At 56.0% G+C, this 13,624-nt stretch carries 13 protein-coding genes; 8 read left to right on the top strand and 5 right to left on the bottom strand.

The annotated features are described in order from the left end of the window. The first annotated feature begins 23 nt into the window (after positions 1–23). A complete protein-coding gene (locus tag AC0L8N_RS18470) occupies positions 24–1,358 on the top strand; it encodes a PQQ-dependent sugar dehydrogenase (RefSeq protein ID WP_473669861.1) in 1,335 nt (444 codons plus the stop codon). Positions 1,359–1,381: 23 nt separating this feature from the next. Here the strand turns inward: AC0L8N_RS18470 and arfB are convergent, their stop codons facing one another. Beyond that, positions 1,382–1,810, bottom strand: coding sequence for an alternative ribosome rescue aminoacyl-tRNA hydrolase ArfB (gene arfB / locus AC0L8N_RS18465; protein WP_473669859.1), 429 nt, complete (start codon positions 1,808–1,810; stop codon positions 1,382–1,384). Further along, positions 1,807–2,625, bottom strand: coding sequence for a PHP domain-containing protein (locus AC0L8N_RS18460; protein ID WP_473669857.1), 819 nt, complete (start codon positions 2,623–2,625; stop codon positions 1,807–1,809). The genes arfB and AC0L8N_RS18460 overlap by 4 nt, the downstream gene beginning before the upstream one ends. Positions 2,626–2,781: 156 nt before the next feature. On the opposite strand from AC0L8N_RS18460, the gene AC0L8N_RS18455 reads away from it, so the two are divergent. Then, on the top strand, positions 2,782–3,972 hold the full coding sequence (locus AC0L8N_RS18455) for an MFS transporter (protein WP_473669855.1): 1,191 nt from the start codon (positions 2,782–2,784) through the stop codon (positions 3,970–3,972). A 106-nt stretch (positions 3,973–4,078) separates the two neighbouring features. On the opposite strand, the gene AC0L8N_RS18450 is transcribed toward AC0L8N_RS18455, so the two are convergent. Beyond that, a complete protein-coding gene (locus AC0L8N_RS18450) occupies positions 4,079–4,741 on the bottom strand; it encodes a hypothetical protein (protein WP_473669853.1) in 663 nt (220 codons plus the stop codon). A 252-nt stretch (positions 4,742–4,993) separates the two neighbouring features. Between AC0L8N_RS18450 and AC0L8N_RS18445 the strand changes: the two genes are divergently transcribed. Continuing rightward, on the top strand, positions 4,994–5,185 hold the full coding sequence (locus AC0L8N_RS18445; protein ID WP_473669851.1) for a hypothetical protein: 192 nt from the start codon (positions 4,994–4,996) through the stop codon (positions 5,183–5,185). A gap of 11 nt (positions 5,186–5,196) precedes the next feature. On the opposite strand, the gene AC0L8N_RS18440 is transcribed toward AC0L8N_RS18445, so the two are convergent. Together AC0L8N_RS18440 and AC0L8N_RS18435 are read right to left on the bottom strand one after the other, a co-directional pair. Beyond that, on the bottom strand, positions 5,197–6,024 hold the full coding sequence (locus AC0L8N_RS18440; protein WP_473669849.1) for a lysostaphin resistance A-like protein: 828 nt from the start codon (positions 6,022–6,024) through the stop codon (positions 5,197–5,199). A 53-nt stretch (positions 6,025–6,077) separates the two neighbouring features. Continuing rightward, positions 6,078–6,404: a hypothetical protein gene (locus AC0L8N_RS18435; protein ID WP_473669847.1), complete on the bottom strand. Its 327-nt coding sequence runs from the start codon at positions 6,402–6,404 to the stop codon at positions 6,078–6,080. Positions 6,405–6,692: 288 nt separating this feature from the next. Here AC0L8N_RS18435 and AC0L8N_RS18430 point away from each other — a divergent pair, with 288 nt between their 5' ends. The 5 genes from AC0L8N_RS18430 to lpdA all read left to right on the top strand — a co-directional run bounded on the left by AC0L8N_RS18430 (position 6,693) and on the right by lpdA (position 13,620). Next, the gene (locus AC0L8N_RS18430; protein WP_473669845.1) at positions 6,693–7,250 is read left to right on the top strand and encodes a c-type cytochrome; all 558 of its coding nucleotides are present in this window, start codon (positions 6,693–6,695) and stop codon (positions 7,248–7,250) included. A 60-nt stretch (positions 7,251–7,310) separates the two neighbouring features. Further along, complete coding sequence (locus AC0L8N_RS18425) at positions 7,311–7,772, top strand: DUF5658 family protein (RefSeq protein WP_473669843.1); 462 nt, start codon at positions 7,311–7,313, stop codon at positions 7,770–7,772. A gap of 243 nt (positions 7,773–8,015) precedes the next feature. Beyond that, on the top strand, positions 8,016–10,898 hold the full coding sequence (locus tag AC0L8N_RS18420; protein ID WP_473669841.1) for a 2-oxoglutarate dehydrogenase E1 component: 2,883 nt from the start codon (positions 8,016–8,018) through the stop codon (positions 10,896–10,898). Beyond that, positions 10,895–12,136, top strand: a complete 1,242-nt coding sequence (gene odhB / locus AC0L8N_RS18415) for a 2-oxoglutarate dehydrogenase complex dihydrolipoyllysine-residue succinyltransferase (RefSeq protein WP_473669839.1) — start codon at positions 10,895–10,897, stop codon at positions 12,134–12,136. The genes AC0L8N_RS18420 and odhB overlap by 4 nt, the downstream gene beginning before the upstream one ends. A 56-nt stretch (positions 12,137–12,192) precedes the next feature. Continuing rightward, positions 12,193–13,620, top strand: coding sequence for a dihydrolipoyl dehydrogenase (gene lpdA / locus AC0L8N_RS18410; protein WP_473669837.1), 1,428 nt, complete (start codon positions 12,193–12,195; stop codon positions 13,618–13,620). Positions 13,621–13,624 lie beyond the last annotated feature (4 nt).

Below are 13,624 nucleotides of genomic sequence, written 5' to 3'. Positions count from 1 at the left end.
GCATGCCTCCGCAAGAGCCAGATGTGGACGCCACTATAGCAGTCGTCTGGGGCGTCGGTGATCAGAGACATCGTGACAGCATCAGCAGCGAAGCCTATGCTGATCTGGCACTCTTGACAGGTTGCGAAATCATGAGTACATCCCAACTCGGCCCGGTATCCGGCATGTTCGCGACTATAGTATTTCTCGCTGCTTGTGGCGGCAGTAGTGGCGACCCGGGAACCGTGCCGCCCCCGGCACCTCCACCGATCCCCGCTACCGCCGGTGAAACCATTGCGTTGGAACGGGTGTTTCCACAATTGTCGTTTGCTGCTCCGCTCGCATTGCAGCAGGCGCCCGGGGATTCCAGTCGTTGGTACGTCGTTTCTCAAACCGGTGTTATCCACGTTTTTGCGAACCAGTCGTCAGTCAGTAACAGCACGGTATTTGCCGACTTGACAGGGACCGTCGACGCCTCCGCGAGCGAGTCGGGATTATTGGGCATGGCATTTCATCCGGACTTCGCCAATAACCGGCAAGTGTATTTGTCCTACACGCGTAGCGGGTCCCCATTCGAGTCAGTGGTCTCCCGGTTTGTAGCGAGCAGTGCGGACGCATTGGATACGGGCTCTGAGGACATTCTGCTGACCGTGGCGCAGGACAGTAGCAACCACAACGGTGGTCATTTGGCGTTCGGTAACGACGGTCTACTCTACATAGGGTTCGGCGATGGCGGTGGCAGCGGGGATCCCAATAACCGGGCCCAGACGACAAGCAATATTCTGGGCAGCATCGTCCGCATCAATGTGGACGGAGCCGCGCCTTACGAGATCCCGGCGGACAACCCGTACGCCGGTAGTACCGAATGCCGAACGGGATTCGGTGCCAATAGCTGCCCGGAAATCTTTGCTTTTGGCTTGCGCAACCCCTGGCGGTTCAGCTTTGACCGACAAACCGGCGCGTTGTGGGTGGGCGACGTTGGGCAGAGTAGTTGGGAAGAAATCAATCGTGTGGAGGCAGGAATGAATTACGGTTGGCGGCAACGGGAAGGTGCCCATTGTTATGAGCCCGCATCCGGTTGTTTACTCAACAACGTAGATCCAATCTCCGAGTATGGTCGGAGCGAGGGCCGCTCGGTGACAGGTGGTTACGTGTACCGTGGCGCGGAATTGCCGGCACTTGGCGGCCATTATGTATTTGGCGATTTCGTTAGTGGCCGCATCTTCAGTGTACTGGCCACCAGCCAGCAAGGTGCGGTTGCGACGGAGCGTTTCGATTCTGCGTTGAGCATCGCAAGCTTCGGCGAAGCAAATAACGGCGAACTGTATGCAGTCGACTATGCCTCGGGCACACTGCACAAGGTAGTGGATGGCCCGTAAACCGTCCACCGGCGGAGGCCTGCTCAGTCGTCGCGCACCGGGCCCCGAGCTTGTTTGACCTTGCCGCGGTGTACTTTCTCATTGATTCGCTGTTGCACGGCGCGCCGACTGGGTCGGGTGGGCTTGCGCGGCTTTGGTTTGTGTAACAGCGGCAGAATGAGGTCGCGCAATCGTTCCAGAGCTTCGCGGCGATTCTGATCCTGCGTTCGGTGACGCTGCGCCTTGATGACAATCACACCGTCTTTGCCGACGCGTTGGTCCGATATCTGCAGCAGTCGTTCTTTCAGCGCTTCTGGCAAAGCCGCTGACTGCTGGGAATCGAACCGCAAGTGGATGGCGCTGGACACCTTATTAACGTTTTGGCCGCCAGCGCCTTGCGCACGGATCGCTGTCATTTCCAGTTCGGCCGGAGGAATAACAATCTCCGGTGTTATCTCTAGCGGGCCTATCATTGCCAAAGGTTCCAGACCGGCTGGCACGTGTCTGGCAAAGCCGCGAACCGACCGAGTTCTGCCCAACGGGCATCCGGGCGATGAAAATCAGAGCCGACTGAAGCGTGCAATTCAAAGTCGTTGCAGAGGCTGGCGAGCTTGCGGGTCACCGTGGGTTCCTGGCTGCCCGAAACAACTTCGATCGCGGCGCCATCGGCATCCGCAAAGTCCGTCATCAGCTCCTTCAACTTACTTTGCGTCAAGCGGTAGTGGGCAGGGTGGGCAAGAACGGCAACACCGCCAGCGTCATTAATCCAGCGGACAACGTCATCAATAGGTGCCCAGGTTTGTTTCACGTCGCCCGGTTTGCCTGCGCCAAGGTATTTTTTGAACGCTTCACGAATGGTTTTTACTTTGCCAGTGGCAACCAGGTGGCGGGCAAAATGTGGCCGGCCGATGTTGCTGCCGCCAGCAAGGGCACTGACTGCGGGCAAAGGGTCTTCGAAGCCCAGTTTTACCAGCCGTTCCGCTATCGTTTTGGCGCGGTCGCTGCGGACCTGTTGTTGTTGAGCGATCGCCTGGGACAGCGCCGGCCGGTCAAGATCGATATTCAAGCCAACAATGTGGACCCCAATTTTGCGCCAGCGGCTGGAGAACTCGATCCCAGGTATCACCGACAGACCTTCCGGTATATCAAGGTCGGAATAGCCGGCGACCGTATCGTGATCTGTAATGGCGATGTGGGTTAGTCCCTGGTCCGTCGCGCGTAACAACAGTTCCGATGGCGTAAGTTCACCGTCAGACGCCGTAGTGTGGGTATGCAAGTCGATGCGCATTTTGTTTCTGTCGTAATTGCCAGGCTGGGCGTCAGTTCAGCACAGCAGCATCGGATACCGCAACATTTCTCATTAACTGCCGTGACCTTGCGGGGGAAATGTGAGAATGTCGCGGCGCACAGACGATACTCCGTAGGCACCGTCATTTACAACGCCATGTCGACCCGAAACCTCATAGTTCTCTTCCTTTGCCAGTTAATCTCGGCTACCGGGACTATTGTGCTGGTCACGCTCGGCGGCATTATTGGTTCGTCTCTGAGCAGCAATCCTGCACTTGCCACCTTGCCGGTCTCGATGATGGTTGTCAGCGTGGCTGCCACGACCATACCGGCGAGTATGTTGATGCGGCGGGTAGGGCGTCGCGCCGGTTTCGCCATGTCGTCGATATCGGCGGCTATTTCCGTCTTGCTGGCGGCACATGCGTTGCAGGAAGCCAGTTTCGGCTGGTTTGTCCTTTCGGCTGCGGTGTTCGGTATCAATACGGCCTTCTCGCAGCAGTACCGTTACGCCGCTGCAGAAAGCGTTGCCACCCGATACGCGGGACGAGCAATCTCGCTGGTACTTCTGGGCGCAATCGGCGGCGCGTTTCTGGGCCCGGAATTGGTGTCACGAGGCGCTGCGTGGAGTGATACCCCCTACGTTGGTACCTTGCTGTGCCTTGCTGTCCTGTACGTGATTCAGGCGCTGCTGTTCTCCTTTCTGATACCGCTCAGAGGTGAGCAGGGAAGTGTAGTTACCGGTGTGGGTCGGCCGCTCTCAGAAATTATCAGGCAACCTTTGTTCATCGTTTCCGTTCTTTGTGGCACGGCCGCGTACGGGGTCATGACACTAATCATGACGGCGACACCACTCAGTATGCACATCAACGACGGCTACGCGCTGGATGAAACCGCACGCGTTATTCGGAGTCATGTCATAGCGATGTATTTGCCGTCTCTGGTGTCGGGTTTTCTGTTGGAACGCGTAGGTACGGTGCGGTTTATGGCTGCAGGTGCGATTGCGCTGCTTGCGGCCAGCATGGTCGGCTTGCAAGGGCACAGCATGATGCATTACTGGTGGGCTTTGGTGTTGCTGGGCGTCGGCTGGAATTTTCTGTACGTCGGCGGCACAACCATGCTGACCCTGACGTACACACTGGAAGAACGTTTCCGCGCACAGGCAGTGAACGAGTTCAGTGTGTTCGGTACGTCTGCCACCGCGTCGTTACTGGCAGGTACGGTGATTCACCTTTATGGCTGGCACACACTGGTGATGCTGCCGCTGCCATTGCTGATCGTTACGTTGTTCAGCTTGTATATAGTTCGCGGCAATACCTTGTTACGGAAAGTCGCTCGGCAAGCGGCATAGCACGACAACAAAAGGCATCACTATCGGCGGCAATCGCTCGCCGATCACTACCTGCTAGTTGTGCTGAGAGTTCTGGACGTGCCGCTGGCGTGCGCTCTGCACCGGCTCAGAAGAAGTTGAAATGCAGCCCGAGCGAGATAACCGGCCAGGCCTTGAAGTCTTCTCCTTCGCTCTGCAGTTCCTGGCGCTCGCTTTCCAGTCGGTCCTGAAACGTTGCATCTTCGGCGAGCGTGCCTGATGAAGTCAGTGTAACAGTCGGCTCTCCTTGCCAAAGCACGCCCAGGTCCAGATTCAGACCGATGCGATTGGCCAGTTCGAAATCAAAACCGAGCCCGAGGTACGGCGATACGCTGTCAAACGAGGTGGTACTACGCAGTTGGCCAACCTCGGTACCGCTGAAGGTCTGTCCACCGATTACAAAGCTGTCGGCCTCGCGACTGGCCATTACCAGTTGATTGTTGTTGCTGAATGCACCTACCGACAAGCGCATGGGGCTCAGCGGGAATCGCAGGTTTGCCGTTGCATAGACAGTGTCCAGCTCCAGTGTGGCGTCGTAAGCGATACCGGCCTGTGCGCCATCGTCATCAAAGTCGAATCGATTCAGTCCGGCGCGCAGGTCCATCCACGGAATAGGCTGCCAGCGTGCTTCCACGCCGAGACCGAGTGTCCCTGCTTTTACGCCGAACCAAAGATTGTCATTGGCGGAAGCAGTGGTGCCCGCAAAGAGCAGGGCGACTGCAGCGAGAACGGGTGCAAGACTGGGTTTCATGGCGGTATCCGATGTGGTTGGTTGGCGGCGAGTTTTTCAGACGAAAAGCCTAAACGTGCCTCCCTGATGGAACTGTGAGCGGGGTCACAGGCAAGACAGGAAAACAGCAAGAGTTGCCGCATTTGTGCAGTTTCCGTGGTTTTCGTGCAGAAATTGCGGCGGACTGTCGCCAATGAGCCGAACTATGCTCTGGAGGCGCAGGACGCGCACCTACAGTCATTCTGACTATTCATCGATAAGGAGATTGATGCTATGCGTACATTGACTACAGCAGAGATTTGCAGCGTTGCAGGTGGTGCCGGAACGTGTACCCCGGAGAATTCGGGTAACGATTTGATGGGTGTGACTAATTCGGGTGGCGTTGGCCGTGACCTGATCAATATTTACGAGGGGGCCGTTGCTGCGGTATCCCATGTGATTGAGCGAGTAGCTAATGCGTTTTAAACGGTAAACGATTAGTCGCCGGGCATATGCCCGGCGATCTTCGAGCGGACCAGCTTGATGCTTAACGCCATTGCAGTAGTTCCAATACAAAATGCCGCTAAGCCGACCAACATTGTCGTTGAGCTTTTAGCTGTGGGTTGCCATAAGTAATGAAGACAAAGCCAATCAAGAGCGATCAGACTATTGAAGGTTGCATGGGCAATAAGGGCTCCCCAAAGACTACCGCTGTTCAGAACGTAGACGGCAGCGAACACGCCGAAAACGAATGCGAAAGGAATGGTTTGCCAGTGATGGAATAACGCAAAGAGTGCGGCAGTCACGATGATTGCAAACAAGCGTCCTTTCGGTAAGAGCCAATGTAATAGCCAGCCTCGAAAGACCGTTTCTTCGATCAATGGTGTCGCCAGACTGAGAACAAGAACATGTAGAGCAAGTGTGGATGCCCGCGGACAACTGAACCAAATGTGTGCGGTATTGCTCGCGACGTTGCCCGTGGCATTGGGCAGGCTGAATGCGGCCACTGCCAAAATGCCGCTCCAGTAGAAAATCCGCAGCACTGCTCCCAGCAAAACACTTCTGCTGATAGTCGTGAGATTGAGCGCTTGAAGTCGCAACTGATTAAGAATGGTATTTCTGTGGTCTCGTATCACCGGCGCGAGAAGTAATAGCAAAATCGGTAGGACAATCAGGTAACTTAGGTCCTTTGAATTCGAAATACCCTGCATTTCCAGTCGGTGCTGCAGCCAGGAACGAATACAGAGGGCGCAAAATTCCGCGAGAAGTACCAGCGCAATCAAATAGCGCGTCTGGATTCCAGCGGGTTGTATTTCGGACGTCATCGCGACACTCGAGAACCAGACAGAACTTCCAATTTTGTTGCGGTAAGTTAGGTCTAACCAAGGATCAAATGTGCACTGAACCCCCAGTTATTGATATTGCTCTTAGCCTCCCAAGACGCTATCGCGAATGCGGTATAGCCAAACCGTGATAAAGATGCGGCGACAGCCCAACAGGCGGTGCCAAACAGACCGACGAAACGCTTCGCGATGGCCTCGTAAGTCAGGTACTTATAGTAGTTGTCCCGTTCGAGTGCTATGACGATTGATTCGGGCGAGTTGTTCTCGTCTTCGCCTACGATCACTTTCAGAGTGGTCAACCCCACGAACGTAATCGCCAGTGGAAACATGAGCCAGTACTCGTTAGCGGTTAGCGCATGCATGGGGATACCGATTAACGGTTGCAGCGGGCAAAAACAGACTTGGCCAAGAGCCAACGATTACCGTCCCGGTATCCCACCAAGGTGCCGTCAGCCGCTGTTGTCTCGCGGGTAGACGCACGTTTGTTCTCGATAGCGGCCAAATAGGCCTGGTGCCGTGTGGGTCGGGGCCGACGCAAACTGTCGGTCTACTATACAAACACCGCGCGGTGCGGAAATACCAATCTTGAAAACAAGCCGTGAAACAAGGTATTACATTACTGGCATGGAGATTGCTGCTCTAAGAGTGCAATGGCGAGTCTGATTCGGGGAGTTACCAAGAAAGTGCTGAATTACCGCGTTGGCTTTCGCCAACTGTGTCGAGTTCTGAGTGTTGTTGTCAGCGCATTGTTACTTGCCGGGTGTGGACAAGACTCGGGTGCCGGCGGCAATGGCGGGCCGCCTGCGTTGACCGCGATGAATCTTGGAATTCAGCAACCGCGCACGGTTGCCGACTATCTGAAGGACCCTGACTACGCCAACGCGAGCCCTGAACTGGGCAATCGCCTGTTGCTGCTGTGTGCGACGTGCCACAGCTTCGACAGGGATCGCGGCCACATGCTGGGCCCCAATCTATACGGGTTATTCGGACGCCGGGCAGGGAGTCTTGACGATTTCGGCTACACGCGCGCTTTAAGCACGGCCGAATTCGTGTGGACACCCCGGGCGCTTGATGCCTGGTTGACCTACCCGTCACAGTTCTTGCCCGGCAACGCGATGGCGTTTGGCGGCATTAAAGATCCCGATGACCGCAAAGCGTTGATTGCCAGTTTGCTGCGGCGTACGTCGGCCGCAGCCCATGAGAAATAAGCGACCGTATCGTCGGCACTGAATACGATAGCTAGATATGAACGAAGCAGGAGCAGAAGAATGGAACGAGCCGAACACTACCCCGAATACCGATCCCGCCCCGATCGACGAACCTTTGGCTGGCGAACGGTCGTCGTGGGGTTTGCTCGATCCCGTCGACGAAGTGCGCGACGGAGTGTCGAAGGCGAGTCCTTATTCAGCGATTGGCATCACCCGTGGCTGTTCTTTCTGGCCATCGGCATCATGCTGCTTAGTTCCGCGGATGCATTTATGACCCTGACTCTTATGGAATTGGGGGCCAACGAGGCCAATCCGTTGATGCACCGCGCCATGGAGCAAAGTATGGCGTCATTCGCGGCAATCAAGATGGCTCTCACGGCTGTTGGCGTGCTTGCGCTGGTCTTCCTTGCCCGGGCTAAGTTGCTGAATCTCTTCCGGGCCGGTGCGGTCCTTACCGCGGTATTCTTAATGTACGCCTGCCTGATCTGCTATGAACTGGTCATGCTCTGGGAAATCCAGTAAATCCCGAAACTGTGACCTGCAACCGCTGACCCGGCCGCGCGGGTCGCGATAATCGAGGTGGTTCGCCCTCGGTGTCAGCCAGAAACGGGAACACAGTCGATTCTGTGTCGAAGTCTTTGTTGCTGGCGGTTTTTTTCGTTTCATGCCTCACAGGCATGGGCTACACTAGCGCCCTTTTTTTTGGACGGCTGCTATGCTGTCCGTCAATGCTGGCAACGCACTGGTTCGAGGCTCGACCTCCGCATGAGCAATTCCCTGAAAGAGCAATACGCAACAACCCCTCTGTTCGGCAGCAATGCTGCCGCCATTGAATCGCTGTACGAACAGTATCTGGAGAATCCGGACTCGGTCGCAGCCGGCTGGCGCGACTATTTTCGCGGCATCGCCGACGGCGGTCGGGATACGGCGCATACCCCGATTCGAGAGCGTCTGGCGCTTGATGCCCGCGGCGGCAAGCGCAATGCCGCCGGCACAGCGGTCCAGAGCGGTGCGCTCGGCATCGACGCCAGCCAAAAGCAGGCTGCCGTTTCCCGACTAATCCAGGTCTACAGCTTGCGTGGGCACCAGATCGCCGACATAGACCCGCTGGGCATCATGGAGCGGCACACGCCCGGCGTGCTAAAGCTCGATTACCTTGGCCTCAACGAGGCCGACATGAATACCGAGTTCTATACCGGAGGACTGGCCGGAACCGGAAACCGCCGCATGAAGCTGGCGGAGATTCTCGCCCTGCTGAAACGCATCTACTGCGGCAAGATTGGCGCGGAATTCGCGCACGTATCGCGAGCCCGCGAACGACTTTGGCTACGTCAACGGTTTGAAGACGGCGTTGTTTCGCTGGATTTCGATCAGGATGAACGGTTGTGGCTTCTCGATCAGCTGACGGCCGCTGAAGGTATCGAACGTTACCTGCATACCCGATTCGTCGGCCAGAAGCGGTTTTCTCTGGAAGGTGGCGAAAGCCTAATCCCGATGCTGGATCAGTTAATCCAGAAAAGCGGCGAAGCCGGCGCGAAGGAAATCGTGATCGGCATGGCTCACCGCGGCCGTATCAATGTTCTCGTCAACGTGCTGGGCAAATCGCCGGAAGAATTGTTTGAAGAATTCGAGGGCAACGTGGACCCGGCCGAAATGAAAGGCTCAGGCGACGTTAAATACCACAAGGGCTTTTCTGCAGACATGAAGACGGCAGGCGGCAATGTTCACATTGCGCTCGCATTCAATCCGTCTCACCTGGAAATCGTAAACCCGGTGGTTGAAGGGTCGGTCAGAGCACGCCAGCAACGCCGCGGTGATGAAGACCGTAGTCAGGTTATTCCAATATTGGTTCACGGCGACGCAGCGTTTGCCGGTCAGGGCGTCGTGACGGAAACGTTCCAGATGTCGCAAACCAATGGTTTCCGCACCGGCGGTACCATACACATTGTTATTAACAACCAGATCGGCTTTACCACCAGTCGCCCGCAGGATGCTCGTTCAACGACGTACTGCAGCGATGTCGCCAAGATGATCGAAGCGCCGATTTTCCACGTGAACGGCGATGACCCGGAGTCGGTCATGTTTGTAACCCGACTCGCGCTTGAATACCGGCAGAAATTCCGCAAAGACGTTGTAATTGACCTCGTGTGTTACCGCCGACACGGTCATAACGAGGCCGATGAGCCGAGCGCGACCCAGCCGGTGATGTACTCGCGGATTCGCGATCATGAAAGTACCCGCGAACGCTACGCGAAACGTTTGATTAACGCGGGTGTGATCGATGCCGCCGGGGTCAGCAAAATGCAGGACGAATACCGCGGCCGCCTCGACCGCGGCGAGCCGGTTCCGCGTTCTCACCTGGGCATGATCGGCGACGAGTTCACGGTAGATTGGGCGCCTTACACGGATGTCGAGTGGGATGACCCGGTCGACACGACACTGAGCCCCGAAAAAGTCGCCGCACTTTCGAAGAAAATCACCACGCTGCCAGACGGTTTTGTATTGCATGGCCGCGTACAACGAATCATTACTGAACGCGAACGCATGGCCGCCGACGAAGTGCCGATGGATTGGGGCTTCGCCGAGACGATGGCGTACGCAGGCCTGCTTGACGAAGGTTTCGACTGCCGGGTTACAGGTCAGGACAGCGGTCGCGGCACGTTTTTCCATCGCCACGCCGTGCTCCACAATCAGTCCAATAGGCAAGAATACGTACCGCTGGAGCATATCTCTGAGCGAAAAGGCGCGTTCCGGGTTATTGATTCGTTGTTGTCCGAAGAAGCGGTCATGGGCTTCGAATACGGTTATGCCACAACCGAGCCGAACACATTGGTTATCTGGGAAGGCCAGTTCGGCGATTTCTGCAACGGCGCTCAGGTTGTGATCGACCAGTTCATCAGTTCCGGTGAATCGAAGTGGGGCCGGTTGTGCGGTCTGACATTGTTCCTGCCACACGGCTACGAAGGCCAGGGGCCGGAACACTCTTCGGCGCGTCTGGAGCGGTTTCTGCAATTGTGTGCAGAACACAATATGCAGGTCTGCGTGCCATCGACGCCGGCACAGATGTTCCACATGATTCGACGACAAATGCTGCGCCGTTACCGCAAACCGCTTATCGTCTTGACGCCAAAGAGCCTGCTTCGACACAAGATGTCTGTGTCGTCGTTGCGCCAATTATCGGAAGGCCGGTTTCATACGATTATTCCGGAGCAAAGCGACCTTGCGACAGAGAAGACGCGCCGCGTCGTGTTTTGCAGCGGCAAAGTTTATTACGACCTGCTTGAAGCGAGGCAGGCGCACGATGTTGAAGATGTCGCGCTGGTGCGGATCGAACAACTGTACCCGTTCCCGATCGACGAATACGCGGCAATCATCGAGCAATACGCCAAGGTGCGCGATATCGTCTGGTGTCAGGAAGAGCCGCAGAATCAGGGAGCCTGGTACCAGATTCGCCATCGTCTGCAGGAGTCGTTGAACGACGAGCAAACTCTCTACTACGCCGGTCGAGCCAGCGCAGCAGCGCCAGCGTCCGGTATATTCAAACTACACATGCAGCAACAGCAAGCTCTCGTTGAAGCGGCTCTGGATATCAAAGTGAAAGCCGCCAAGTCGAAGCAAGCAGCCAAAAAGGCACGGAAAAGTAAATGAGCATAGAGATCAAGGTACCGCAATTACCCGAGTCAGTTAGCGATGCAACGCTGGTCGCCTGGCACAAGAAAGTCGGCGATTCCGTTTCCCGGGACGAAAATCTCGTTGACCTGGAAACTGACAAAGTTGTCCTGGAAGTTCCGGCGCCTGCGTCCGGCATCCTTAAGGAAATCAAGATCAAGGATGGCACGACAGTCACCGCAGGGGATTTGCTGGCGATACTTGAGGAAGGTGACGCGCCTGCAAAAAGCAGCAGTGCTGACGAAGCGGCAGCGCCATCTGAGGATTCGACGGCCGATGAGAGCAGTCGGGCCTCCAGTTCCGAGTCTACCGGCAGCAGTGCGCACAAAATGAGCCCGTCGGTGCGGCGTCTGCTGGATGAACATGATCTCGACGTCAGCGTAATTCAGGGTAGTGGTAAGGATGGCCGTGTCAGCAAGTCTGACGTCATGAAGTACCTGAAGAGCCACAGTGACGAGGACGTTGCGCCAGGTGATTCCAATGCCGCAGCGCCAAGCACTTCAACGGGGGGCGCTACACGAACGGAACAGCGCGTTCCGATGACACGATTGCGCGCACGTATTGCCGAACGTTTGGTGAACGCACAACAATCCGCAGCCATGCTGACGACCTTCAACGAAGTTGATCTGACGGAAGTGATGGCGTTGCGTAAGCGTTACAAGGAACCGTTCGAGAAAGAGCATGGCGCCAAGTTGGGCTTCATGTCGTTCTTTGCAAAGGCGGCTGTCGAAGGCTTGAAGAAGTTTCCGGTCGTCAATGCGTCAGTCGAAGGCAATGACATTATCTATCATGACTACTACGACATCGGCATAGCGGTATCGTCGGAACGTGGTTTGATGGTGCCTATCGTACGAGACGTCGATCAGCTTAGTTTCGCGCAAGTGGAAAGCACGATCGCTGGCCTGGGTGGCAAAGTCCGTGAAGGCACGATCGGCATGGATGATCTCACCGGTGGTACGTTCACGATTACCAATGGCGGTATTTTCGGGTCGATGCTGTCTACGCCAATCTTGAACCCGCCACAGAGCGCAATTCTTGGCATGCACTCGATTCTGGAACGGCCGATGGCAGTGAATGGTGAAGTGCAGATTCGACCGATGATGTACCTCGCATTGACCTACGATCACCGCATTATCGACGGTAAAGAAGCCGTTCAATTCTTGATGAGCATCAAGCAATCGTTGGAAGATCCAGGTCGCTTGTTGCTGCAGGTCTAAGCAACTGACGCTGCCGGAATTAGTCGCAATCTATTGGAAGGTCTTAAGAGAACGTTATGAGCAAGAGTTTTGATGTCGTCGTTATTGGTGCTGGTCCCGCAGGTTATGTAGCTGCGATCAGAGCAGCGCAACACGGGCTGAAAGTGGCCTGTATCGACGAATGGAAGAACCACGACGGCAAGAATGCTTTCGGCGGGACTTGCCTTAACGCCGGCTGCATACCGTCAAAAGCCTTGCTCGAGTCGTCAGAGCTCTATCACCGTGCAACGCATGAATTCAAAAAGCACGGCATCGGTATCTCCAAGCCGACAATGGATATAGCGACCATGCAAAAGCGCAAAGCCGGTATCGTCAGACAATTGACCGGTGGCATTGCGGGCTTGCTCAAGGCGAACAAGATTGACGGCCTGGTCGGCCACGGGAAGTTGCTGGCCGGCAAGCAAGTTGAATTCACACCCGTGGATGGCGAGCCGGAAACGATAGATGCGAAGCACGTGATTCTCGCCACAGGCTCTACGCCGATCGAATTGAAAGTGGCGCCCTGGACTGATGGCAACATCGTCGATTCCTGGGGTGCTCTCGAGTTTGACTCCGTGCCAGCGAGCCTGGGCGTGGTGGGTGCAGGTGTTATCGGACTTGAGCTTGGTAGTGTGTGGGCACGCTTAGGTGCAAAAGTGACTGTCCTTGAGGCAATGGATGACTTCCTGGCGATGGCTGACAGAGACATTGCCAAGGTGGCGGCTAAAGAGTTCAAAAGCCAGGGCCTGGACATCAAGCTTGGGGCGAAAGTGACTGCTGCGAAAGCGGGCAGCAAGGGTGTCAAGGTCGACTACGACGACAAGGATGGGAAACAGTCCATCACCGTTGAGAAACTCGTTGTTGCGGTTGGCCGCCGGCCATTCACGGGCGGCTTGCTTGCCGATAATGCGGGTATCGATATTGATGAGCGAGGCTTCATCAAGGTTGACGATGAATGCCGCACATCAGTGCCGGGCGTTTTCGCCGTTGGTGACTGCGTTCGTGGTCCGATGCTGGCGCACAAAGGCTCCGAAGAGGGCGTTATGGCGGCCGATCTGATTGCCGGCGAAATCGCGGAGTTGAATTACGCTGTGATTCCTTCGGTAATTTACACTTCGCCGGAAATGGCCTGGGTCGGCAAGACCGAGGAGGAGGTCAAGCAAAGTGGCCGCGAATACAAGACAGGTTCGTTTCCGTTCGCTGCCTCCGGCCGTGCTAAGGCAATGGAGCAAACGGCTGGCATGGTCAAAATAATTTCGGCGGTTGACGACGACGAAGTGCTGGGCGTGCACATAGTGGGCCCGATGGCCGGCGAGTTGATTTCTGAGGCCGTACTGGCAATGGAATTTTCTGCCAGCACGGAAGACATTCAACGTACCGTCCATGCTCACCCAAGCCTGACCGAAGCGATGCACGAGGCGGCACTCGCTGTCGATAATCGGGCATTGAACTACCCGAACCGCTAGAGGC

Source organism: Woeseia sp. D3-10, from assembly GCF_055809415.1.
This window is presented reverse-complemented; position numbering and strand designations above follow the sequence as displayed.

Excerpts from the sequence above, each read along its gene's own strand:
- arfB (WP_473669859.1), bottom strand. The coding sequence starts at position 1,810 with ATGATAGGCCCGCTAGAGATAACACCGGAGATTGTTATTCCTCCGGCC.
- AC0L8N_RS18460 (WP_473669857.1), bottom strand. The coding sequence starts at position 2,625 with ATGCGCATCGACTTGCATACCCACACTACGGCGTCTGACGGTGAACTT.
- AC0L8N_RS18455 (WP_473669855.1), top strand. The coding sequence starts at position 2,782 with ATGTCGACCCGAAACCTCATAGTTCTCTTCCTTTGCCAGTTAATCTCG.
- AC0L8N_RS18450 (WP_473669853.1), bottom strand. The coding sequence starts at position 4,741 with ATGAAACCCAGTCTTGCACCCGTTCTCGCTGCAGTCGCCCTGCTCTTT.
- AC0L8N_RS18445 (WP_473669851.1), top strand. The coding sequence starts at position 4,994 with ATGCGTACATTGACTACAGCAGAGATTTGCAGCGTTGCAGGTGGTGCC.
- AC0L8N_RS18440 (WP_473669849.1), bottom strand. The coding sequence starts at position 6,024 with ATGACGTCCGAAATACAACCCGCTGGAATCCAGACGCGCTATTTGATT.
- AC0L8N_RS18435 (WP_473669847.1), bottom strand. The coding sequence starts at position 6,404 with ATGCATGCGCTAACCGCTAACGAGTACTGGCTCATGTTTCCACTGGCG.
- AC0L8N_RS18430 (WP_473669845.1), top strand. The coding sequence starts at position 6,693 with ATGGCGAGTCTGATTCGGGGAGTTACCAAGAAAGTGCTGAATTACCGC.
- AC0L8N_RS18425 (WP_473669843.1), top strand. The coding sequence starts at position 7,311 with ATGGAACGAGCCGAACACTACCCCGAATACCGATCCCGCCCCGATCGA.
- AC0L8N_RS18420 (WP_473669841.1), top strand. The coding sequence starts at position 8,016 with ATGAGCAATTCCCTGAAAGAGCAATACGCAACAACCCCTCTGTTCGGC.
- odhB (WP_473669839.1), top strand. The coding sequence starts at position 10,895 with ATGAGCATAGAGATCAAGGTACCGCAATTACCCGAGTCAGTTAGCGAT.
- lpdA (WP_473669837.1), top strand. The coding sequence starts at position 12,193 with ATGAGCAAGAGTTTTGATGTCGTCGTTATTGGTGCTGGTCCCGCAGGT.